The following is a 22150-nucleotide window of genomic DNA, read 5'->3' as shown; positions in this document are numbered from 1 at the left end:
CCAGCGAGGGGCCGAACCCCCACCCACCACGGGAGTGAACCCACATGGGTATGAAGGACCAGATGCAGGACAAGTCCCGCCAGGCCAAGGAGAAGGCCCAGGAGAAGGCGGGCCAGGCCCGTCAGAAGGCCGGTCAGCAGGGCCGGCAGGGCCAGCCGCAGCGCGGCACCCAGAACCACCGTGACATCGAGGACACGGAGCAGCAGGTGCGGGACCGGTTCAACCAGGACTACGACGCCTAGTCCGGCCCGAAGGCGCGGGGCGTCCTCCCTGGCGGAGGGCGCCCCGCGCCCCTGTCCGCCCGGCCGCCCGCTGTCCGCCCGCCGTCTACCCGGCCGTCCGCGGGGGCAGCTTGGGGCGGGTCCGGTCGGGCACGTCGCTGTAGTCCGGGGGGACCGCCGCCGGGTGGCGCTCCAGCAGCTCCAGGGCCAGCCGGACGGCCTCGCCCAGCACCGGGTAGCGGCCCTCGGCCCAGTCCACGGGGGTGCGCAGCACCTCCACGTCGGGGGCGACGCCGTGGTTCTCCACGGACCAGCCGTAGGCGTCGAACCAGGCCGCGTTCATCGGGACGGTGATGACGGTGCCGTCGCCCAGGCGGTGCCGCCCGGTCATGCCGACGACTCCGCCCCAGGTCCGCTGGCCGACGACCGGCCCGAGGTCCAGCAGCTTGAAGGCGGCCGTGATCATGTCGCCGTCCGAGGAGGTCGCCTCGTCGGCCAGGGCCACCACCGGCCCGCGCGGGGCGTTGGAGGCGTACGACACCGGCTGCGCGTCCCGGGTCAGGTCCCAGCCCAGGATCGTACGGGTCAGCTTCTCCACCACGAGTTCGCTGATGTGGCCGCCCGCGTTGCCGCGCACGTCCACGATCAGCGCCGGCCGGGACATCTCCATGCGCAGGTCGCGGTTGAACTGGGCCCAGCCGGAGCCGCCCATGTCGGGGATGTGCAGATAGCCGCACTTCCCGTCGCTCAACTCACGGACCACGTCCCGGCGTTTGGCCACCCAGTCCTGGTAGCGCAGCGGCCGTTCGTCGACCAGCGGGACCGCGGCGACCCGCCGGGGTCCGCCGGGCTCGCCGTCCGGCGGGGTGAACGTCAGCTCCACGGTCGTACCGCCGGAACCGGCGAGCAGCGGGTAGGGGCCGGTCACCGGGTCGACCGGGCGGCCGTCGACATGGGTGAGGACGGCGCCCTCGCGGATGCCCGTGCCGGCCAGCGGCGAGCGGGCCCGGGAGTCGGAGGAGTCGCCGGCCAGGATCCGGCGTACCAGCCAACGGCCGTCGTGGCGGACGAAGTTGGCGCCGAGGAGGCCCTGCCAGCGCTGGTAGTGGGCCGGGCCCTCGTTGCGGCGGGCGGCGGTGACGTAGGCGTGGGAGGTGCCCAGTTCGCCCAGGACCTCGCGCAGCAGATCGGCGAACTCGTCGGGGGAGGCGACGCGTTCGACCAGCGGGCGGTACTGGTCGAGGACCGCGTCCCAGTCGATGCCGCACATGCCCGGTTCCCAGAAGTAGGCGCGGATCAGCCGGCCCGCCTCGTCGTACGCCTGGCGCCACTCGGCGGGCGGGTCCACCTCGCGCAGGATGCGGCGCAGGTCGATCCACACGGTCGTGTCGCCGTCGCCCACCTCGGTCGACGGCACGGCCCGCAGGTCTCCCTCGTCCACCACGACCAGCCGGGTGCCGTCGCCGCTGACCGCGAACCAGTCCAGGTGGTCGACCAGTTCGGACTTCTTCGCCTTGGTGATGGTGAAGTACTCCAGGGTCGGGCGTCCGCTGACGTCGGCCGGGTTGACGAAGGTCTCGCCGAGCGCGCCGGAGATCGGCCAGCGCAGCCAGACCAGGCCGCCGCCCGCGACCGGGGCCAGCCCGGAGTACTTGGAGGCGATCACCGGGAACGGGGTGACCCGGTTCGCCAGCCCCTCCACCTCGACCGTGACCGTGCCGGCCTCGCCGGTCTCCTCGTCCTCCAGCGGGTCCAGCCCGCCGGCGGCCGGCCGGCCCTCCGGGTTGAGCGCGAAGGGGGAGGGGGTCGCCGAGGACAGCGGGACCAGGTAGGGGCGGCAGCCGAGCGGGAAGGACAGGTCGCCGGTGTGCACGTCGTACACCGGGTCGAAGCCGCGCCAGGACAGGAAGGCGAGGTAGCGGCCGTCGCGGGTGAAGACCGGGTTCTCGTCCTCGAAGCGGCCGTTGGTGACGTCCACGATCAGCCGGTCCTTGATGCGGGCCAGCTTGATCTGCCTCAGCGAGCGGCCGATGCCGGGGTGCGACCAGGTGAGCCAGGCGCCGTCCGGGGAGAAGGCGAGGTCGCGGACGGGCCCGTTGACGGAGCGGATCAGCTCGGTGACCGCGCCCGTGTCCTCGGCGGCCGCCTCTTCGGGCTCGTCCGGCACGTCGATGAGCAGCAGCCGTCCGTCGTGGGAGGCGACCGCCAGCCGTTCGCCCAGTGGGTCGGAGGCCAGTTCCAGGACCCGGCCGAGGGCACCGGAGGCCAGCCGGCGGGGGGCGCGGTCGCCGGTGGCGCGGGGGAGCCGGGCGATCTCGACGGCGTCCGCGCCCTCGGCGTCGGTGACGTAGGCGATCTGCCCGGTGGAGCCCAGCATCTCCGGCAGCCGCACCCGTACGCCGGGTGTCTCGGTGAGGGTGCGGGCGGGGCCGTCGCGGTGGGTGAGCCAGTACAGGCTGCCGCGGACGACGACCGCGCTGGCCCGGCCGGTCTCGTCCACGGAGATGCCGTCGACGTGCTGCGCGGCCGGCACCTGGTAGGGGCGGCGGCCGGTGCGCGGTCCGGCGAGCCGGACGTCGAGCCGGCGCGGTCCGGCGCCGGGGGAGAGGTCGTCCACCAGCCACAGGTCGCCCGCGCACTGGTACACCACCCGGTTGCCGTCGCTCGCGGCGTGCCGGGCGTAGAAGGCGTCGTGGTCGGTGTGGCGGCGCAGGTCGGTGCCGTCGGGGGCGCAGGAGTAGAGGTTGCCGACGCCCTCGTGGTCGGAGAGGAAGGCGATCCGGCCGGCGACGAACATGGGGCAGGCCAGATGGCCGTGGAGGTCCGCCAGCAGTCGCTGCCCGTGCAGCCACAGGCGGCCCGTGGCGCCGCCGCGGTAGCGCTTCCAGGAGGCCGGTTCGTGCGGCGGGGTGCCGGTGAGCAGCAGGGTCCGGCGCTCGGCGCCGAGGCCGGTGACCTGGATGTCGGAGACCGGTCCCCAGGGCAGCCGGCCGCCCGGGTCGCCGTCGGGCGGCACCTTGTAGGCCCAGGTGAAGTGGGAGAAGGGCTGGCCGTGGGAGGCGACGGCCAGGATGTCGCCGTCCGGGGTCCAGCCGCAGACCTGGGTGTCGACGCTGCCCCAGTACGTCAGCCGGCGCGCGGGCCCGCCGCCGTCCACGTCGACGAGGTGGATCTCGGGGACGAGGCTGCGCCAGGAGGTGTAGGCGATGTGGCGGCCGTCGGGGGAGAAGCGCGGATGGCCGGCCTTGGTGCGGTCCGCGGTGAGCCGCCAAGCGCGCTCCGGGGCGCCGAGGCGGGTCAGCCAGAGGTCGTCCTCGGCCACGAAGCACAGCAGGTCGCCGCTGAGGTGGGGAAGGCGCAGATAGCTCACCCTCCCCATGCTTTTCCGGGCGTACGGGCCCGGCAACTCGTGGCCGGGACGTCCGCGCCGGCCGGGTCTCCTTATGGGCTCTTCATCTTCGTGACCCAGCACACGTACGAAACCGTTTCGTTTCGCAGAGCGCCCGGGGTATCTTCGGTGATACGAAGGCGGAAGACCCGGAGCGGAGGTGAGTGGCATGACCGAAGGCGCCGCGACGACGCGCCGCAGTCGGATCACGCCCGAGCGCGAGGCCGAGTTGTACGAGGCCGTGCTCGACCTGCTCCGGGAGGTCGGCTACGACGCCCTCACCATGGACGCCGTGGCCGCCCGCACCCGCTCCAGCAAGGCCACGCTCTACCGCCAGTGGGGCGGCAAGGCCGAACTGGTCGCGAAAGCCGTCCGGCACGGCAAGCCGGGCCGCGTCGCGGAGGTCGACACCGGATCGCTCAAGGGCGACCTGCACGCCCTCATCCTGCACGCCGACGACTGCGAGATGGAGCAGAACTCCGCGCTGATGCGGGGCCTGGCCATGGCGGTGCACGGCAACCCGGACCTGCTCCAGGCGTTCAGGGAACATCTGATCGAGCCGGAGCTGGCCGAGCTGCGCCGGGTGCTCCAGCGGGCGGTCGAGCGGGGCGAGGTCCGTGCGGACAACCCCGCGACCGGGTTCGTGCTCCACATGATGATCGGCGCGTTCGCCGCCCGCACCCTGATCGACGAACAGCCGCCGACACAGGACTTCCTCCTTTCGTACATCGACGCCGTGGTCCTCCCCGCCCTCGGCGTCTGAAACCGACGCGACACCCACCTCCCCAGCAAGCCCACCACCTGACGTCACCGCTCACGTCGTCGGGCTGATCACCCCTGCCCAGCTGAACCCACGACTTGACCGGGAGTACGCCCTAAGTGGCCACATTCCTCTACAAACTCGGCCGCCTCGCCTTCCGGCGACGGCACTTCGTCGCCCTGATATGGGTCGCGCTGCTCACCCTCGCCGGGGTGGGCGCGGCCTCCGCGCCGGCCCCCGGCACCACCTCCTTCTCCATCCCCGGCACCGAGGCCCAGAAGGCCTTCGACCTGCTGGAGCAGCGCTTCCCCGGGATGAGCGCCGACGGCGCCACCGCCCGGGTCGTCTTCAAGGCCCCGAGCGGCGAGAAGATGACGGACGCCGGCAACAAGGCGGCCGTCGAGAAGACCGTCAAGGAACTGGGCGGCGGCCCCGAGGTCGCCTCCGTCGCCGACCCCTACACCGGGCACGCCGTCAGCAAGAACGGCACCGTCGCGTACGCGTCGGTGAAGTACAAGGTCTCCGGCATGGAGCTGGAGGACAGCACCCGCGACGACCTCAAGGAGGCCGCGCAGCACGCGCGGGACGCCGGGCTGACCGTCGAGATCGGTGGTGACGCGCTGAACGCGACGCCGGAGACCGGCTCCAGCGAGATCATCGGCATCGCGATCGCCGCCGTCGTCCTCGTCATCACCTTCGGCTCGCTGCTCGCCGCCGGGCTGCCGCTGCTGACCGCGATCATCGGCGTCGGCATCGGCGTCGCCTCGATCACCGCGCTGGCCTCCGCCCTGGACCTGGGCTCCACCACCTCCACCCTGGCCACGATGATCGGCCTCGCCGTCGGCATCGACTACGCCCTGTTCATCGTCTCCCGCTACCGCGCCGAACTCGCCGAGGGCCGCGAGCGTGAGGAGGCGGCCGGCCGCGCCGTCGGCACGGCGGGCTCCGCGGTGGTCTTCGCCGGCCTGACCGTGGTCATCGCCCTGGTCGGCCTGTCCGTCGTCAACATCCCGATGCTGACGAAGATGGGCATCGCGGCGGCGGGCACGGTCGCCATCGCCGTCCTCATCGCGCTGACGATGATCCCGGCGCTGCTCGGCTACGCCGGCCGCAAGATCAAGCCGGCCGGGGAGAAGAGCAGGCTGCTCGGCGGCGGCCGTACGCCCAAGCGGCCCGGCCGCCCCAACATGGGCACCCGCTGGGCCCGGTTCGTCGTGCGCCGCCCGGTCGCCGTGCTGCTGCTCGGCGTCCTCGGCCTCGGCGCGGCGGCGCTCCCGGCCGCCTCCCTGGAGCTGGGCCTGCCCGACGACGGCTCCCAGCCCGTCTCCACCACCCAGCGCCGCGCCTACGACCTGCTCTCCGAAGGCTTCGGTCCCGGCTTCAACGGCCCGCTGATGGTCGTCGTCGACGCCAAGGACAGCGCGAAGCCCAAGGACGCGTTCGCCGAGGTCGGCGCCGAGATCAAGGGCCTGAAGGACGTCGTCACGGTCACCCCGGCCGCGCCCAACAAGGCCGGCGACACCGCGACGATCACCGTCGTGCCCAACTCCAAGCCCTCCTCGGTCACCACCGAGGACCTGGTGCACGCCATCCGTGACAAGGGCGCGGAGATCACCCGGGACACCGGCGCCACGGTGCTCGTCACCGGCTCCACGGCGATGAACATCGACGTCTCGCAGAAGCTGAACGACGCGCTGCTGCCGTACCTGGCCCTGGTGGTGGGACTCGCGTTCCTGCTGCTGATCGTGGTGTTCCGCTCGGTGCTGGTCCCGCTGAAGGCGGCGCTCGGCTTCCTGCTGTCGGTGCTCGCCGCGCTCGGCGCCGTCGTCGCGGTCTTCCAGTGGGGCTGGCTGTCCGGCCTGATGGGCGTCGAGCAGACCGGCCCGGTCATGTCGATGATGCCGATCTTCATGGTGGGCGTCGTCTTCGGCCTCGCGATGGACTACGAGGTGTTCCTCGTGACCCGGATGCGGGAGGCGTACGTCCACGGCGAGACGCCCGGCCAGGCCGTGGTGACCGGCTTCAAGTACGGCGCCCGGGTGGTGACCGCCGCCGCCGTCATCATGATCGCCGTCTTCTCCGGCTTCATCGGCTCCAGCGAGTCGATGGTCAAGATGATCGGCTTCGGCCTCGCGATCGCCGTCTTCTTCGACGCGTTCGTCGTCCGCATGGCCATCGTCCCGGCGGTCCTCGCGCTGCTCGGCAAGCGGGCCTGGTGGCTGCCGAAGTGGCTGGACCGCGCGCTGCCCAACGTGGACGTGGAGGGCGAGGGCCTGCGCGCCCAAGCCGACCCGGAGGAGGAGAAGGAACTGGTACGCGCCTGACGTACCGCCTCCGCTGACCAGCCGGTGAGGGTGCCCGTGGGGACGGGGACGCACCCTCACCGGCTCTTCGCTTTCCGGGGCCGCTCAGGTGCGCCGCAGACGGAACGTGGGGCACACGTCGGGGTCGTAGTCCTCGTAGAGGTACGTCCGCTGGGAGTCCTTGGCGATGGACAGGCTGTCCAGGGTGTCGTCCTGAAGGAACCGTTCCGGCTCGGTGAAGGAGAGCTGGACGTGCCCGAACTCGTCGGAGCCGGTTCCGCTCAGCACGTCCCAGGTGCCGGACCCGTCGAACGTGGACCCGAGTTCGCTCCGGTACCAGGAGCCGGTCGGCCAGTTGCGCACGGTCACCTTCCCGCCGGTGCTGTCGTCCGACGCCTCGAGGGTGAGCGTCACCCCCTTGGCGTGGGCTTCCCCCACGTAGGTGCCGGCGAGTTCCCCCGAGGTGGCCGAGAGGGCCTGTTTGCCCATACAGGCCTCGACGGCGGTGGCCGCGGAGGAGCAGCCGGCCAGGGGGGACAGCAGCACCAGGGCGGCGGCGGCCGTCACCAGGCGTGCTCCGCCGCCCGTCAGGGGAACCCGGGTCACCGTCACTTCTCCTTCGCCGGGATGCGTTCGGTCCAGACGATCTCCTGGTCCACCGAGGAGAAGACGCCTTCGTCGCGATTGAATTTCTCGAGCCAGTCGTAGTAGCCGACATAGTGCAGGAACGACGAGTTGCTGGTGTTGTTGTGCAGGGTGTACTCGACCACCAGCGAGCCGTCGGCATCCTGGCCCTTGACCTTGTAGCGCAGGTTGTACGAGCCGGTGAACGCCTCGCCGAGGTGGTCCTCGTCGCCGGTGACGATCGCGGGCAGGTCCGTGGTGACGAGCTTCTTCAGTGCCCCCAGCTTGCCGCTTTCCGAGATCGAGTACGACACGCTGCCCTGGGGCTGCCCGTCGGCCTGGAACTGCCGGAGCGTGTCCAGCCGCAGCTGCTTCATGCTCTCGCTGGACCGGATCAGCTCGGTCATCTCGTCCCCGCCGTGGTACTCCCGGTGCCGGGGGCCGTCGCCGGTGACCCAGTCCCAGCCGAGCGAGTACGGGTCGTCCGAGCTGAGCCCGGGATAGGGGTTCCTGTCCTGCATCGCGAGGTCGAGCGCGTTGTACTCGTCCTCGCCGATCCTCCGGGTGGAGTCGATGTCCGTGAGCCTCGGATCGTCGTTGAACCACTGGCCCAGTCCGATGTCCGACATCAGGCTGTAGGCCAGGTTGCGGTCGGCCGTGACGCCCCGCTTGAGGATCTGCGCTATCTCCTGCTCCGCCGCCTTGATGGTCTTGCGTTCCTCGTCGGTGAGGTCGGTTCTGCAGGCGCCGCCGATGACGTCCTGGGCCAGGGTCCCGGTCGCGTTGACGTACAACCCCTTTTCCGCGGCCCTGCGGGCGGCGTCCTTCAGATCCTTCTGCGCGGACTTCAGATCGCCCACCGCGTCCTCGACGACGCGCCGCGCCGAGTCCGCCACCTTCGCGGCGTTCTCCAGCTGACGCTGCACATCGTCGATCATCCGCCAGGCATAGGGGGCCGCGGCCCCCTCCCAGTACCCCTTGTCGCGCAGCGGGCCGAGCACCTCGTCGCGCATGCGTTTGCCGAGGCCCTTGATGTCGCGGTGGATGCTCTCCCAGCGGTCCGCCAGGTCGTCCAGGGCCGACAGGTCCGCGGCCAGCAGGGCTTGGTAGAAGGCGTCGGCCATCTCAGTAGCCCTCCAGCGCCGAACGGATGCGGATTTGGTTCGACGTCTGCCCGACGGCCACATCGGTCTTGGTGTAGGTACCGTCGCTCGACCGCAGGCTCTCGGCGATGTGGGTCAGCCATCCCGTGACCGTGCCCGCCTGCCGCTCCCACTGCCGGTGGGCGAGCCGCACGGCCCGCGCCGACTCGAAGCCCTCCAGCGCGCGCACGGCCGTCAGCGACGGCTCCTCCAGCGAGGCCGCCGGCTTGTAGAAGGCGTCGTGGATGTCGTCCACCTGGCCGGCGGCCTTCTTGAGCACGCCCGGCGCGATCTTCAGGTCCGGCGGGCCGCCCGGGGCCGCCGGCGGCTTGATGATCCCGGGCGGGTCCGGACGCAGCTGCGGCCGGTCCAGCGGGTCGGCGGTGCTGCCGGCGGGCGGTGCCGTGTAGTGCCCTTCGAAGCCCGGCAGGACGCCGTGCCGCTTGATCTCGTCCGGGGACAGCGGCAGCTTCGACTGCCCTGGTTCGGGCAGCTTGTCGTCCCCGTGTACGGCTTTGCGGTCGCTCATGCGAGATCCCCCGTCACCCGGCAGCCGATGCGGCCACCAGGCCTCTTGCGGTGTTCGTTCCTTTGCGCGGTGGTGTTCCGTCGCGCAGTCAGACAATCATGACGACGATCCGGGGGCCCACCCGGTTCCGGGTACCGAAATCCCCGTGAGCGGTGGCCGGGTGTGTCGTAGCGTGCCCCGCATGACGACGACAGACGCCAACGCCGAAGACTCCGGAGCCCACCCCCGGTTCGCCGAAGCGCTGCGGGCGCTCGGGCTGGAGGACGTCCTCGCGCGCACCCGCCGGTTCCCGGAGGCCACCCGTACCGCGGCCGAGGCCGCCGCCGCGATCGGGTGCGGGCTGAGCCAGATCTGCAAGTCCCTGGTCTTCGCCGCCGACGGCGAGCCGGTGCTGGTGCTGATGGACGGGGCCTCGCGGGTGGACGTGGAGCGGGTGCGGGAGGAACTGGGCGCGGGGGAGGTCGGCCGGGCCGACGCCCGGGTGGTGCGGGAGACCACCGGGTACGCCATCGGCGGTGTGCCGCCCTTCGGGCACCGCACCCGCACCCGGGTCCTCGCCGACCGGGCGCTGCTGGAGCACGACGTGGTGTGGGCGGCGGCCGGGACGCCGTACACCGTCTTCCCCGTGGCGCCGAAGGACCTCGTCGTGCACGCCGGCGCCACCGTCGCGGACGTGCGCGAACGCGGGGCCTGAACCGCCGACATGACGGGCCGGGGTGACAGGGCGCACCCTGGAAGCAGCGATTCTCGGAGGTGGTCCCGATGACGCACACCACTGTCGGTTGGCACGTCGAGCTGGAGTTCAAGGAGGAGGACGACCAGCACACGCGCGCGGCGGCCCTGGTGCGGCTGCCCGACGGCAGCGAGGTACGGGCGCACGGCCGGGCCAGCAGGCACCAGGTCGACCCCAACCAGCCCCGGGTCGGCGAGGAGATCGCCGGCGCCCGCGCCCTGAACGACCTGGCCATGCAACTGCTGAGCAAGGCGCACGAGGAGATCGACTCGGCGTCCGGGCGGACCTCCCACCCGATCCACGTCTGATCCGCGCCCGGCGTGCGCCGGGCGCGGTCGTGGATCAGGCGAGCGCCGTGCGGACGGCCCGTACCAGCGCCTGCGCCCTCGGGTCCGCCGTCACGCTCGCGCGGAAGCCGTTGGTGACATAGCCGAAGGCGATGCCGGACTCCGGGTCGGCGAAGGCGAGGGCCCCGCCACGGCCGGGGTGGCCGAAGGAGCCGGGGGAGAGCAGCGGCGACGCGGTGCCGTGCAGCATGTAGCCGAGCCCGAAGCGGGTGCCTACCACCAGCACCCGGTCCGGCCCGGCGGACCGCTCGGTGCGGGCCAGTTCCATGGTGTCCGGGGTGAACAGGCGGGTGCCGCCGTCCACCTCGCCGATCAGCGCGGCGTAGAAGCGGGCCAGTCCGTCGGCCGTGGCGATGCCGTTGGAGGCGGGCAGGGCGGCGGCGCGGTAGCCGGGGTCGTTCTCGTCCGGCAGCGGGGTGATCGCGGCGAACGCGCGGCGGGTGAGGGAGTCCGGGTCGGCGTAGGCCTCGGCCACCGCGCGCTTGGGACGGGTCTTCAGACCGCCCGCCGTCTCGGGCGTCTCCGCCCGGCCGACCCGGCCCGCGCGGGCCCGCTCCGCCTCCGGCAGCCCGAGCCACAGGTCCGCGCCGACGGGTCCCGCGATCTCCTCGGCCACCCACTCGCCCACCGGGCGCCCGGTGACCCTGCGCAGCAGTTCGCCGGTGAGCCAGCTGTAGGTCTGGGCGTGGTAGCCGTGCTCCGTGCCCGGCTCCCACACCGGCGCCTGGGCGGCCACGGCCGCGGCGCCGAGGTCGGGGTCGGCGGCCTCGGCGGGGGTCAGCGGGCGGTCCAGCACGGGTACGCCCGCCCGGTGCGCGAGCAGGTGCCACACCCGGGCCTGGTCCTTGCCGGCCGCCTTGAACTCCGGCCAGTACGCGCCGACGGGGGCGTCCAGGTCCAGTTCGCCGCGCTGGTGCAGGAGCAGCAGGGCGGCGGCGGCCACGCCCTTGGTGGCCGAGCGCACGATCTGGGCGGTGCCGGGCTCCCAGGGCGCCGTACCGTCGATGTCCCGGGTGCCGGCCCACAGGTTCACCACGCGGTGTCCGTCGCGGTAGACCGCGACGGCCGCGCCGCGCTCGCCGAGCCGCGCGAAGTTCTCGGCGAACGCCTCCCTGACCGGCTCGAAGCCCTCGGCCACTGTGCCGTTCACGTCCACGTCCGCCGTCCCTTCCCGATCGCCTGCGACAGTGGGTGCAACAGGGCGCGCACGCCTGCGATTCCTCGGCGGGACCGGCCCGGCGGAATCGTTACGTCGACGTTGCCGGGGTGGGACGGGGCGTCACGCGCCCATGGTCACGGACTTCGGGTCGAAGCCGAACGGCAGCTCCAGCCGGTGCGCCCGCATCAGGTCCTCGTCGGAGAGCAGTTCGCCGGTCGGGCCGTCCGCCGCGATCACGCCGTCGCTGAGGATCAGGGAGCGGGGGCACAGCTCCAGCGCGTACGGCAGGTCGTGCGTGACCATGAGGACCGTGACGTCCAGCGAGCGCAGGATGTCGGCGAGCTCGCGGCGGGAGGCCGGGTCCAGGTTGGACGACGGCTCGTCCAGGACCAGGATCTCCGGTTCCATCGCGAGCACGGTGGCCACCGCGACCCGGCGGCGCTGCCCGAAGGACAGGTGGTGCGGCGGCCGGTCGGCGAAGTCCCGCATGCCGACCCGCTCCAGCGCGGTGTTCACCCGTTCCTCCAGTGCTGCCCCCTTGATCCTCGCGGCGGCCGGGCCGAACGCCACGTCCTCCCGCACGGTCGGCATGAACAGCTGGTCGTCCGGGTCCTGGAAGACGATGCCGACCTTCTGCCGGATCGCTGCCATGTGCTGCTTGCCGACCGGCAGCCCGGCCACGGTCACCGTGCCCGTGCCGCCGCTCAGGATGCCGTTGAGGTGCAGGACCAGGGTGGTCTTGCCGGCGCCGTTGGGGCCGAGCAGGGCGACCCGCTCGCCGCGCGCGATCGAGAAGTCCACGCCGAACAGGGCCTGGTGTCCGTCCGGGTAGGCGAAGGCGAGGCCGGAGACCTCCAGAGAAGCAGTCACAGGAACCATCCCAGCAGACAGACGACGAGGGCGGCACAGGGGAGGGCGAGGGCGTGCCGCCACTGGGCGCCGGAGGCGGTCACCTCGTCGATGACCGGCATCGACCCGGCGTACCCCCGGCTCACCATGGCCAGGTGGACCCGCTCCCCGCGTTCGTAGGAGCGGATGAACAGCGCGCCGGCGGACTTGGCGAGCACGCCCCAGTGCCGCACGCCCTTCGCCTCGAAGCCGCGCGACTCCCGGGCGATCCGCATCCGGCGCATCTCGTCGGTGATGACGTCGCCGTAGCGGATCATGAAGGAGGCGATCTGCACGAGCAGCGGCGGCAGCTTCAGCCGTTGCAGGCCGAGCAGGAGTTCGCGCAGCTCGGTGGTGGCGGCCAGCAGCACGGAGGCGGCGACGCCGAGGGTGCCCTTGGCGAGCACGTTCCAGGCGCCCCACAGCCCGTTCACGCTGAGCGAGAGCCCGAGGACGTGCACCCGCTCGCCCTCCGCGACGAACGGCATGAGCACCGCGAACGCCACGAACGGCACCTCGATCAGCAGCCGCCGCAGCAGGAAACCGGCGGGCACGCGCGCGTGGTACGCGACGGACGCGAGCAGCACGGCGTACGCCGCGAACGCCCACATCGCCTCGCGCGGGGTGGACACCACGACCACCACGAACAGGAACGCGGCGGCGAGCTTGGTGTGCGGCGGCAGCCCGTGCACGGGCGAGTGCCCGTGCCGGTACAGCCGGTGCGCGTGTCCCGCTCCCACGTCAGACGCTCGTGTTCACGGGGGAGGCGTCGTCGGTGCGCCGGCGGCGCAGCGCCCAGAAGACCGCGCTGCCCGCGACGACGGTGACGCCGACGCCGATGACGCCCGCGAGACCGCCGGACAGCCGGGCGTCGGAGATGTCCTTCACGCCGTAGTCGGCCAGCGGCGAGTCGGCGGCGGCGTGCTCCTTCTCCTTCTTGTCGATCCCCTTGTCGTGCGCGACCTTCTCCAGGCCGTCGGGGTCGGCGGAGGCGTAGAAGCTGACGAAGCCGGCCAGGACCAGGGAGGTGACCAGGCCGGTCACCCACAGCGTGCGCCGCGAGGTGCGGGCCGCGGCGGGCACCGGGGTCGCGGGCTCGGCCGCGGGGGCGTCCACCAGGGCGCCGTTCACCCGCAGCTGGAGCCGCTGGCGCAGACCGCGCGCGCCGTGCACCAGGTCGGGACGGACGGCGATGACGGCGCCGACCGTGAGCGCGGTGATGACCGCCTCGCCGATGCCGATGAGCACATGCACACCGACCATCGCGGTGGCGACCTTGCCGATGGGGACGTCCGCGGTGCCGCCGACCGCGTAGATCAGGGTGAAGGCGACCACGGCCGCGGGCACGGAGACCAGCGCGGCGACAAAGGAGGCCACGGTCACCGAGCGCCGCTTGCGGGGCAGCACGGCGAGCAGCCCGCGGAAGACGGCGTACGACACGACGGTGGTGACGAGTGCCATGTCGGTGATGTTCACGCCGAGCGCGGTCAGCCCGCCGTCGGCGAACAGCACGCCCTGCATCAGGAGCACCACCGACACGCACAGCACGGCCGTGTACGGTCCGACGAGTATCGCCGCCAGGGCCCCGCCGAGCAGGTGCCCGCTGGTCCCGGCGGCGACGGGGAAGTTGAGCATCTGTACGGCGAAGATGAACGCCGCGACCAGACCGGCCAGCGGTGCGGTGCGCTCGTCCAGCTCGCGGCGGGCGCCGCGCAGGCTCACCGCGAGGGCGCCGGCGGCGACCACTCCGGTGACCGCGGAGGTCGGGGCGTCTATGAATCCGTCAGGTACATGCACCCGACGATTTTAGGCCCTTGTTGCGAACCTCTTGCAAGAGAGACAAAGTCTCGTCTCCCACCGGGGCGCGAACCGGAAAATGTGCCACTCTGGATGGAAGCGGAAGAACAGCTTTCACATAGGTCACGGTGCGTGAAAGGGCGGTCCGATGTCTGTGGTCGAACAGTACGCACGCGCTCATATCGTCACGGACGAGGAGGACCCGGGGGCCGTACCCGTCGTGCTGCGCTACGACCCCGACCGCGATCCCCGCTCCGTCCGCATCGGACTGCCCGGACCCCACGAGTGGACCTTCTCCCGCGCCCTGCTCGAACGGGGGCTGCGCGCGCCGGCCGGGACCGGCGACGTCCGGGTGTGGCCCTGCGGGCGGGTCCAGGCCGTCGTGGAGTTCCACGGCGACCACGGCGTGGACGTCGTGCAGTTCGACTCCAAGACCCTGCTGCGGTTCCTGCGCCGCACCTACACCGCCGAGCCGGTCCGCGGCTGATCAGCCCCCGAGCTTCAGCAGCGACGCCACGATGGGACCGGCCGTGTCGCCCCCGTGGCCGCCCGCCTGGACCACGCCCGCGGCGGCGAGGTCGCCCCGGTAGGCGGTGAACCAGCCGTTCGGCTTCTTCTGGCCGTCGACCTCCGCCGAGCCGGTCTTCGCGCCGTAGTCCGGGCCGAGCCCCGCCATCGCCTCCGCCGCCGTGCCGGAGGCGGCCGTGTACCGCATCAGCTCGCGCAGCTGGGAGAGGGTCTTCGGGGACAGGGTGCGCGCGGCGGTGGCCAGCGTCCGGTGGTCCACGGACGGGGAGACCAGGTACGGCTGGTGGAAGGAGCCCGCCTTCACGGTGGCCGCGACCGACGCCATGTTCAGCGGGTTCATCCGCACCCCGCCCTGCCCGATCAGCTCGGCCGCCATCTGCGCCGCCGACTGCACCGGCACCGAGCCGTCGACGCTGGGCACGCCGATCGCCCAGTTGTTCATCGACAGCCCGAAGACCTGCTGGGCCTGCTTGGTCAGGTCGTCGTTGTCCAGCTTCTTCGCCTGGCTGATGAAGGCGGTGTTGCAGGAGCGGGCGAAGCTCGCCTTGAACGTGCCGCCCTTGATCTCGAAGTCGTCGTCGTTGTGGAACTTCCAGCCGCCGTAGGTGACCGTCTTCGGACAGGGGTGCTGCTTGTCCGCCGAGGCCAGGCCCTTGTCGATGAGCAGCGACGACGTGATGATCTTCATGGTGGAGCCGGGGGCGAGGGAGCCCTGGAAGGCGGTGTTGAAGCCGTGCCCGCTGTTGGCGACCGCGAGGATCTCGCCGGTGGAGGGCCGCAGCACGACCACCGAGGCCTTGGCCCGCTTGTCCACCTGCCGCTCGGCCGCCGCCTGGAGGGCCGGGCTGAGCGTCGTGCGCACCGTGCCCGGGGTGCCCTCGCTCAGCTCCAGCAGCGTCTTGTCGGACAGCTTGGCGGCCTTGGACTCCTTGCCGCGCACCACGCGCAGCTCGACGCCCGCCGTGCCGCCGGCGGTCTTGCCGTACTTCTCCCGCAGCCCGTCCAGCACCGTGCCCAGCGACGGGTACCGGGCGGTGGTGATCTCGCCGCCGTCGCGGTCCAGCGCCTTGACCGGAGGGGTGCCGGAGGCGCCGGTCACCAGCCGGTCGCCGTCCCTGAGGTCCGGGTGGACGACGGCCGCGTGCCAGTCGACCCGCGGCTCGCCGTCACCCGGGCGGCGTACGACGGTGAGCGAGCTGCCGTAGGCCAGCGGCTTGCTGACGCCCTTGTAGGCCACGGTGGCGCGGACGTCGAAGGGCACCGTGGCGCCCTTGGCCGCCTTGGGGGCGAGGGTGACGTCCTTCAGGTGGGCGTCCTTGGCGTAGCCGGTGAGCAGCGGGGCCGCCGCCGCGGGGTCGTCGGTGGCGGCGGCGGCCTCGGCGGCCTTGCCGTGCTGCCAGGCGGTGAGGAAGCGGGTGGTGGCCGTGCGGACCTCGGTGGCGGTGAGCGGGCCGGTCTTCACGTTCTTGCGGGCGGCCGTGGCCGCGGTGCCCTCGTCGGCCGCGGCCCCGCCGTCGTAGAGCGCGTAGAGGCCGACCCCGGCGCCGCCGACGACCACGGCGAGCATCCCGCCGAGCACGGCGGGTCGGGTCTTCCGTCGCTCCGCGACGCGCCTTCTCTTGCCCACAGCCTCAGTTCCTCCGCGCGCTTCCCAGGCTCTCCTAAGCCCTCACACTCCCAACGACGGCTTTCACCTTAAGGTCCCCGTCTTCACGGGTGATCTCAACCGGCGTTCCGTAGCACGGTTGCGACAATCGGCCCGGCGGCGTCGACGCCGTGCCCGCCGTCCTGGACCATGGCCGCCGCGGCGGCATCGCCCCGGTACCCGGTGAACCAGCTGTCCGAGCGGGCCGCGCCGTCGGTCTCGGCGGAGCCGGTCTTCGCGCCGACGTCCCCGCCCAGCCCGGCCATCACCGTGGCCGCGGTGCCGGAGCGCGCGGTGCGGTTCATCATCGCGCGCAGCTGCCGGACGGTGCCCGGCGCGAGGCCGCGCGCGCGTGCCGGTTCGCGGCCGTCCAGGCTCAGCGGCACGATCACCGGCTGGCGGAAGGCGCCGGTCATCGCGGTCGCCGTCACGGAGGCCATGTTCAGCGGGCTCATCTGCACCTGGCCCTGGCCGATCAGGCTCGCGGCGGTGTCCGGGCCGCCGGAGGCGGGGACCCGGCCGTCGAAGGTGGGCACGCCCACCTGCCAGTCGTTCCGGCCCAGCCCGAACCGGTCCTCGGCCTCCCGGGTGAGGGAGTCGGGCCTCACCTCGTCGGCGAACTTCACGAACGCCGTGTTGCAGGAGCGGGCGAAGCTGTCGGCGAGGGTGGCGTGCTCGTCGGGCGCCAGGCCCTTGAGGTTCTGGAAGGTCTGGCTCTGCCAGACGGCCGAGGGCGGACAGGGCGCCGGGCCGTCCGCCGTGGTCAGGCCGTTGTCGATGAGGGCCGCCGCGCTGACGATCTTCATGGTGGAGCCGGGGGCGCGTTCGCCGAGGAGGGCCGCGTCGAAGCCGTCCGTGCGGTTGTTGGCGACGGCGAGGATCTCGCCGGTGCTCGGCTTGACGGCCGCCACGGAGGACTCGGGGTACTTCATCACGGCCGCCTCGGCCGCAGCCTGGACGCTCGCGCTGAGCGTGGTGGGGAGCCGGCCCGGTCTGCCCTTGGCCAGGGTGACCAGCGGGGTGTCCGCGGCCTGGCTGCCGTCCGGGCTGGCCTGGTGCCGGATCACCAGCTCCACCGAGGGCCTGCCGCCGGACTTGTCGCCGTACCGGCCGCGCAGCTCGTCCAGCAGGTGGCCGAGCGAGGGGTACTTCTCCCGGTCCAGCACCTTCCCGGTGCGGTCCACGGCCTCGATCGGAGGGGCGGACGACTTCCCGGTGGTCAGGGTGTCGCCCTGGCGCAGCCGCGGGTGGACCACGGAGGGCCGCCAGTCGACCAGCGCCCGGTGCGAGGTGACGCCGCGTACGACGGTGAGCGTGCCGCGGTAGGACAGCGGCTTGGAAGCGCCGTCGTAGGACACCGTCGCGGTCACCGCGAAGGGCACCGTGTCGCCGTCGGGCGTGCCCGGTGTGATCCGCACCTTGCCTATGTGCGCGTCCTGGCCGTAGGCCGTCAGCAGCGCCTCGGCGGACTCGGGATAGTTCGTGTAGGAGGCAGCGGTCGCCGCGTCCCCCTTCTCCCAGGCGGCGAAGAACGCCTTGGTGGTCTCCTGCACCTCCGTGCCGCTGGGTGGCCCGGTGCGCGGGGGCGCCACGCCGGCCGCCGTGCCGCTGTCACCGCTCATCGCGGACGCGAAGTTGTAGAGCCCGTAGCCGGCGCCGCTCAGCAGCGTGACGCACACGCCGCCCACCACGGCCGCCTTGACCCCGTTGCGCATGGCGCGGTTCCCCCTCCCGTTCAGCCTGTTGAACATGTTCAACTCAACGTGCGGGGGGAACTGTAAGCGGTTGCGGTGCGGTTGGGGCGGGAGTTGTTCGAACCGTGACGGCTAAACCCACGTATCCAGCCACATCCGCGACCGCCACGAGTCGATCGGGATGGCCGTGCCCGTGTACAGGGGCCAGAAGTAGATGAAGTTCCAGGCGATCAGCAGGACCAGGACGCCCGCCGCCGTCGCGCCGATCACCCGGCGGGTGTCGGTGGAGCGTGGCGGGCCGATGATCGCGCCGGCCATCATCGCCACCGCCAGGCACAGGAACGGCAGGAAGACGACCGCGTAGAAGAGGAAGATCGTCCGCTCCTGGTACAGGAACCACGGCAGATAGCCGGCCGCGATCCCGCAGGCGATGGCACCGGCCCGCCAGTCCCGGCGCAGCGCCCAGCGCCACAGCACGTAGGCGATCGCGAAGCAGGCCGCCCACCACAGCAGCGGCGTGCCGATCGCCAGCACCTCCCGGGCGCACTTCTCCCCGGCGTCCGCCGGGCAGCCGTCGGTGCCGGGGCCGGGGGACTCGTAGAAGTACGACACCGGGCGGCCCAGCACGATCCAGCTCCACGGGTTGGACTGGTACGTGTGCGGCTGGTCCAGGCCGACGTGGAACTTGTACACCTCGTGCTCGTAGTGCCACAGGCTGCGCAGCCAGTCCGGCAGGAACGACCAGGTGCCGCCCCTGCCGTCGGTGGCCGCCCAGTCGCGGTAGTAGCCGCCCGTGCCGTCGGTGGGGGAGAGGATCCAGCCGGTCCAGGAGGCCACGTAGACCACCAGCGCCACCGGGATCGTCGCCACGAACGCGGCACCGGTGTCGTACTTGAGGACCGCGAGGTACGGGTGACGGGCGCCGGCCACCTTGCGGGTGCCGACGTCCCACAGGACCGTCATCACACAGAACGCCGCCAGGACGTACAGGCCGTTCCACTTCGTGCCCACGGCCAGGCCCAGCAGCACGCCCGCCGTCCAGCGCCACGGGCGCCAGCCGAACCGGAAGGTGTCGGCGACGGACGCGTCCGGCCGGACCCGGCCGTCCGGCCCGGCCGGCAGCGCGGCGGCCAGCCGTTCCCGGGCCCGGTCCCGGTCGACGACCAGGGCGCCGAACGCGGCCACCACGAAGAACATCAGCACGCCGTCCAGCAGGGACGTCCGGCTCATCACGAAGTGCAGCCCGTCCACCGCCATCAGCGCGCCCGCCAGACAGCCCAGGAACGTCGAGCGGAACATCCGGCGCCCGATCCGGCACAGCAGCAGCACGCTCAGCGTCCCGAGCAGCGCCGTCATGAACCGCCAGCCGAACGGGTCGAACCCGAACAGCAGCTCCCCGAGCCCGATCACGTACTTGCCGACCGGCGGGTGCACCACGTACGCCGCGTCGGTCGGCACCGCCAGGCCGCCGTGCTGCTGGAGCACCATGTCGTTGGCGTTCTTGCCGTACTGGTCCCAGCTGACCTCGAAACCGCGGTGGACGAGCGCCCAGGCGTCCTTGGCGTAGTACGTCTCGTCGAATATCACCGCCCGCGGACTGCCCAGGTTCCAGAACCGCGTCAGGCCCGCCAGCAGCGTCACCAACAGCGGCCCGCCCCAGCCCGACCAGCGCGTCAGCCGCTCGGCCAGGACCGGCGAGGCGCCCAGCACCCGCCACAGCCGGGGGCTCGGCTGCGCGTACGGCGGCACCAGCAGGTCGCGTACGTCGCCGGCCGGCGCGTCCTTGCCCGGCGCGTAACCGAATCGGCGCAGCCGCCGCTGCCACGACGGCCGCCCCTCGTGCGGTGCCTGGCCCTGCCGGAGGTCCATGGAGGACGCGGTACTGGTCACCGCGCCATCGTAGGGAACCGTTCTGTGGGAGTCCCGCGCATGTGCGGTACCGGTCGTCGGGTGCGCGTTTTCCTCCTCCGGCGCGGGCCCTGGGAGGATGGGGGCGTGACTGGAACCCTTGTCCTGGCAGGTACCCCCATCGGCGACATCGCGGACGCGCCGCCCCGGCTGGCCGAGGAGCTGGCCGCGGCCGACGTGGTCGCCGCCGAGGACACCCGGCGGCTGCGCCGGCTCACCCAGGCGCTGGGCGTCACCCTCAAGGGCCGCGTGGTCTCCTACTTCGAGGGCAACGAGGCCGCCCGCACGCCCGAGCTGGTCACCGAGCTGCTCGGCGGCGCGCGCGTGCTGCTGGTGACCGACGCGGGCATGCCGTCCGTCTCCGACCCCGGCTACCGGCTGGTCGCCGCCGCCGTGGAGCGGGACGTCCGGGTCACCGCCGTGCCCGGCCCGTCCGCCGTGCTCACCGCGCTCGCCCTGTCCGGGCTGCCCGTGGACCGGTTCTGCTTCGAGGGCTTCCTGCCGCGCAAGGCCGGCGAGCGGCTGTCCCGGCTGCGCGAGGTGGCGGCCGAGCGGCGCACCCTCGTCTACTTCGAGGCCCCGCACCGGCTCGACGACACCCTCGCCGCGATGGCCGAGGTCTTCGGCGCCGACCGGCGGGCCGCCGTCTGCCGCGAGCTGACCAAGACGTACGAGGAGGTGCGGCGCGGCCCGCTGGCCGAGCTGGCGCGGTGGGCCGCGGAGGGCGTGCGCGGGGAGATCACCGTCGTGGTCGAGGGGGCGCCGGAGACCGGGCCGGAGGAGCTGGACGCGCAGGAGCTGGTGCGCCGGGTCCGGGTGCGGGAGGAGGCCGGGGAGCGGCGCAAGGAGGCGATCGCGGCGGTGGCGGTGGAGGCGGGGCTGCCCAAGCGGGTGGTCTTCGACGCCGTCGTCGCCGCCAAGCGGGCCGGTGAGTGACTGACGAGGCGGGCCTCCCATACGCCGGCAAAAGGCCGGCCTCGATGGCAAAGCCCAGCCGTCCCAATCGGCACGCTCGGGCAAGCCGTGGCCAAATCGGGGCCAACAGTCGGCAGGTCGGATGCTTTCGCGCCACGGGAGGCGTCCACTGGGCGCAAGGACGCACCCGTCCGACAGGGAGCTGGCACATGAGTGACATAGCGTCGTACGCCTTCGCCTGCATGCGCTGCGGGCACGGCTGGGAGCAGTCGTACGTGATCGAGCACCGCACGAACGCCGAGGGGGAACGGGTCGTGCGGTACGTGGCCGACGGCCGGGTGGTGCCGTCGCCGCTGAGCCGGCCGGTCTGCCGGAACTGTGACGGTCACCTCGTGCGGATCATGCGCGCGGGCCAGGTGGCCTCCGTGCGCGCGGCGGCCGGCGGGCAACCCCACCGGGTGCCGGCGGCGGGCCCGGTCGAGGCGGAGCGGGTGCCGGGGCAGGCGGGGCGGCCGCACCACTGGCACCTGTCCGACCTGCTGCACCCGTTCCACCGCAAGGCCGGCTGAGCGGAGCACCGGCCGGCCGGGGCACGCCCCTTTCGTAGGATCGGGGCATGCCTTCGAACGCCGGCCACAGCTCCGACGCCAAGAACGACAAGAACGCCGCGCCGCCGCTTCCGGCACCCCTCGCGGTGCCCGTCGCCGACTCCCACACCCACCTCGACATGCAGTCCGGCACGGTCGAGGAGGGCCTGGCGAAGGCCGCCTCGGTGGGTGTCACGACGGTCGTCCAGGTCGGCTGCGACATCGAGGGCTCGCGATGGGCGGCCGAGACCGCCGCCGCGCACGACAGCGTCCACGCCGCCGTCGCCCTGCACCCCAACGAGGCGCCGCGCATCGTCCACGGCGACCCCGACGGGTGGTCCCGGCAGGGGGCCCGGGCGGCGGGCGGGGACGCGGCGCTGGACGAGGCCCTCGCGGAGATCGACCGGCTGGCCGCGCTGCCGCACGTCAAGGGCGTCGGCGAGACGGGCCTGGACTACTTCCGCACCGGCCCCGAGGGCAAGGCTGCCCAGGAACGGTCCTTCCGGGCCCACATCGAGATCGCCAAGCGGCACGGCAAGGCGCTCGTCATCCACGACCGCGACGCCCACGCCGACGTGCTGCGGATCCTGAAGGAGGAGGGCGCCCCGGAGCGCACCGTCTTCCACTGCTACTCCGGTGACGCCGAGATGGCCCGGATCTGCGCCCGCGAGGGCTACTTCATGTCCTTCGCCGGCAACGTCACCTTCAAGAACGCCCAGAACCTGCGGGACGCCCTCGCCGTCGCCCCGCCGGAGCTGGTCCTGGTGGAGACCGACGCGCCGTTCCTCACCCCGGCGCCGTACCGCGGACGGCCGAACGCGCCGTATCTCGTTCCGGTCACGGTCCGCGCGATGGCCGCCGTGCGCGGCACCGACGAGGACACGCTGGCGACGGCCCTGGCCGCGAACACCGCCCGCGCCTTCGACTACTGACGGTCATCCCCGCCTCGCGGGTGGCGACGGTACGTAGTCGCGCCGCTTTG

Annotated in this window: 20 protein-coding genes; 9 read left to right on the top strand and 11 right to left on the bottom strand. The window is 72.6% G+C overall.

The genetic code is table 11. The features are described from left to right. Positions 1-44 precede the first annotated feature (44 nt). On the top strand, positions 45-242 hold the full coding sequence (locus tag HB370_RS17525) for a hypothetical protein (RefSeq protein WP_030779080.1): 198 nt from the start codon (positions 45-47) through the stop codon (positions 240-242). 85 nt (positions 243-327) lie between these two features. On the opposite strand, the gene HB370_RS17520 is transcribed toward HB370_RS17525, so the two are convergent. Further along, the gene (locus tag HB370_RS17520) at positions 328-3591 is read right to left on the bottom strand and encodes a S41 family peptidase (RefSeq protein WP_030779077.1); all 3264 of its coding nucleotides are present in this window, start codon (positions 3589-3591) and stop codon (positions 328-330) included. Between the two features lie 187 nt (positions 3592-3778). Between HB370_RS17520 and HB370_RS17515 the strand changes: the two genes are divergently transcribed. Then, positions 3779-4372 (top strand): TetR/AcrR family transcriptional regulator, encoded by a 594-nt coding sequence (locus tag HB370_RS17515; protein WP_030779074.1) that lies wholly within the window; start codon positions 3779-3781, stop codon positions 4370-4372. A 116-nt stretch (positions 4373-4488) separates the two neighbouring features. Further along, positions 4489-6693: an MMPL family transporter gene (locus HB370_RS17510; RefSeq protein WP_030779071.1), complete on the top strand. Its 2205-nt coding sequence runs from the start codon at positions 4489-4491 to the stop codon at positions 6691-6693. An 84-nt stretch (positions 6694-6777) separates the two neighbouring features. Here HB370_RS17510 and HB370_RS17505 read toward each other — a convergent pair whose 3' ends face one another. From HB370_RS17505 to HB370_RS17495, 3 genes are read right to left on the bottom strand one after another with little or no spacing between them, the layout of a single operon-like run. Continuing rightward, positions 6778-7278: a hypothetical protein gene (locus HB370_RS17505; protein ID WP_030779068.1), complete on the bottom strand. Its 501-nt coding sequence runs from the start codon at positions 7276-7278 to the stop codon at positions 6778-6780. Positions 7279-7280: 2 nt separating this feature from the next. Further along, on the bottom strand, positions 7281-8420 hold the full coding sequence (locus HB370_RS17500) for a hypothetical protein (protein ID WP_030779067.1): 1140 nt from the start codon (positions 8418-8420) through the stop codon (positions 7281-7283). 1 nt (position 8421) lies between these two features. Beyond that, positions 8422-8967 carry a hypothetical protein gene (locus HB370_RS17495; protein ID WP_030779062.1) on the bottom strand — a complete coding sequence of 182 codons (546 nt, stop codon included), beginning with the start codon at positions 8965-8967 and terminating at the stop codon, positions 8422-8424. A 181-nt stretch (positions 8968-9148) separates the two neighbouring features. Between HB370_RS17495 and HB370_RS17490 the strand changes: the two genes are divergently transcribed. Continuing rightward, the gene (locus HB370_RS17490; protein ID WP_030779060.1) at positions 9149-9661 is read left to right on the top strand and encodes a YbaK/EbsC family protein; all 513 of its coding nucleotides are present in this window, start codon (positions 9149-9151) and stop codon (positions 9659-9661) included. A 68-nt stretch (positions 9662-9729) separates the two neighbouring features. Beyond that, entirely contained in the window at positions 9730-10008 is a 279-nt protein-coding gene (locus tag HB370_RS17485) for a DUF1876 domain-containing protein (protein ID WP_030779057.1), read from the top strand. Between the two features lie 34 nt (positions 10009-10042). Here the strand turns inward: HB370_RS17485 and HB370_RS17480 are convergent, their stop codons facing one another. From HB370_RS17480 to HB370_RS17465, 4 genes are all read right to left on the bottom strand, one after another. After that, on the bottom strand, positions 10043-11203 hold the full coding sequence (locus HB370_RS17480) for a serine hydrolase domain-containing protein (RefSeq protein ID WP_030779055.1): 1161 nt from the start codon (positions 11201-11203) through the stop codon (positions 10043-10045). A gap of 123 nt (positions 11204-11326) precedes the next feature. Continuing rightward, positions 11327-12085 (bottom strand): ABC transporter ATP-binding protein, encoded by a 759-nt coding sequence (locus HB370_RS17475; RefSeq protein WP_030779052.1) that lies wholly within the window; start codon positions 12083-12085, stop codon positions 11327-11329. Continuing rightward, positions 12073-12834, bottom strand: a complete 762-nt coding sequence (gene cbiQ / locus HB370_RS17470) for a cobalt ECF transporter T component CbiQ (protein ID WP_030779046.1) — start codon at positions 12832-12834, stop codon at positions 12073-12075. Before cbiQ ends, HB370_RS17475 begins: the two co-directional genes overlap by 13 nt. A 1-nt stretch (position 12835) precedes the next feature. Continuing rightward, positions 12836-13891 (bottom strand): energy-coupling factor ABC transporter permease, encoded by a 1056-nt coding sequence (locus tag HB370_RS17465; protein WP_030779043.1) that lies wholly within the window; start codon positions 13889-13891, stop codon positions 12836-12838. 148 nt (positions 13892-14039) lie between these two features. Between HB370_RS17465 and HB370_RS17460 the strand changes: the two genes are divergently transcribed. After that, entirely contained in the window at positions 14040-14378 is a 339-nt protein-coding gene (locus HB370_RS17460; RefSeq protein ID WP_030779036.1) for an SsgA family sporulation/cell division regulator, read from the top strand. Here the strand turns inward: HB370_RS17460 and HB370_RS17455 are convergent, their stop codons facing one another. The 3 genes from HB370_RS17455 to HB370_RS17445 form a co-directional block, all read right to left on the bottom strand. After that, on the bottom strand, positions 14379-16046 hold the full coding sequence (locus tag HB370_RS17455) for a penicillin-binding transpeptidase domain-containing protein (protein WP_030779035.1): 1668 nt from the start codon (positions 16044-16046) through the stop codon (positions 14379-14381). Positions 16047-16141: 95 nt separating this feature from the next. Beyond that, on the bottom strand, positions 16142-17779 hold the full coding sequence (locus HB370_RS17450; protein WP_030779034.1) for a penicillin-binding transpeptidase domain-containing protein: 1638 nt from the start codon (positions 17777-17779) through the stop codon (positions 16142-16144). Positions 17780-17890: 111 nt separating this feature from the next. Next, positions 17891-19648 carry a phospholipid carrier-dependent glycosyltransferase gene (locus HB370_RS17445; RefSeq protein WP_030779033.1) on the bottom strand — a complete coding sequence of 586 codons (1758 nt, stop codon included), beginning with the start codon at positions 19646-19648 and terminating at the stop codon, positions 17891-17893. A gap of 105 nt (positions 19649-19753) precedes the next feature. Here HB370_RS17445 and rsmI point away from each other — a divergent pair, with 105 nt between their 5' ends. The 3 genes from rsmI to HB370_RS17430 all read left to right on the top strand — a co-directional run bounded on the left by rsmI (position 19754) and on the right by HB370_RS17430 (position 22100). Then, positions 19754-20602: a 16S rRNA (cytidine(1402)-2'-O)-methyltransferase gene (gene rsmI / locus HB370_RS17440; protein WP_167512991.1), complete on the top strand. Its 849-nt coding sequence runs from the start codon at positions 19754-19756 to the stop codon at positions 20600-20602. Positions 20603-20790: 188 nt separating this feature from the next. Beyond that, entirely contained in the window at positions 20791-21150 is a 360-nt protein-coding gene (locus HB370_RS17435; RefSeq protein WP_051815491.1) for a hypothetical protein, read from the top strand. Positions 21151-21197: 47 nt separating this feature from the next. Next, the gene (locus HB370_RS17430) at positions 21198-22100 is read left to right on the top strand and encodes a TatD family hydrolase (protein ID WP_030779027.1); all 903 of its coding nucleotides are present in this window, start codon (positions 21198-21200) and stop codon (positions 22098-22100) included. Positions 22101-22150 lie beyond the last annotated feature (50 nt).

This window comes from Streptomyces sp. DSM 40868 (genome assembly GCF_011820545.1).
Taxonomy (GTDB): Bacteria; Actinomycetota; Actinomycetes; order Streptomycetales; family Streptomycetaceae; genus Streptomyces; species Streptomyces eurythermus.
This window is presented reverse-complemented; position numbering and strand designations above follow the sequence as displayed.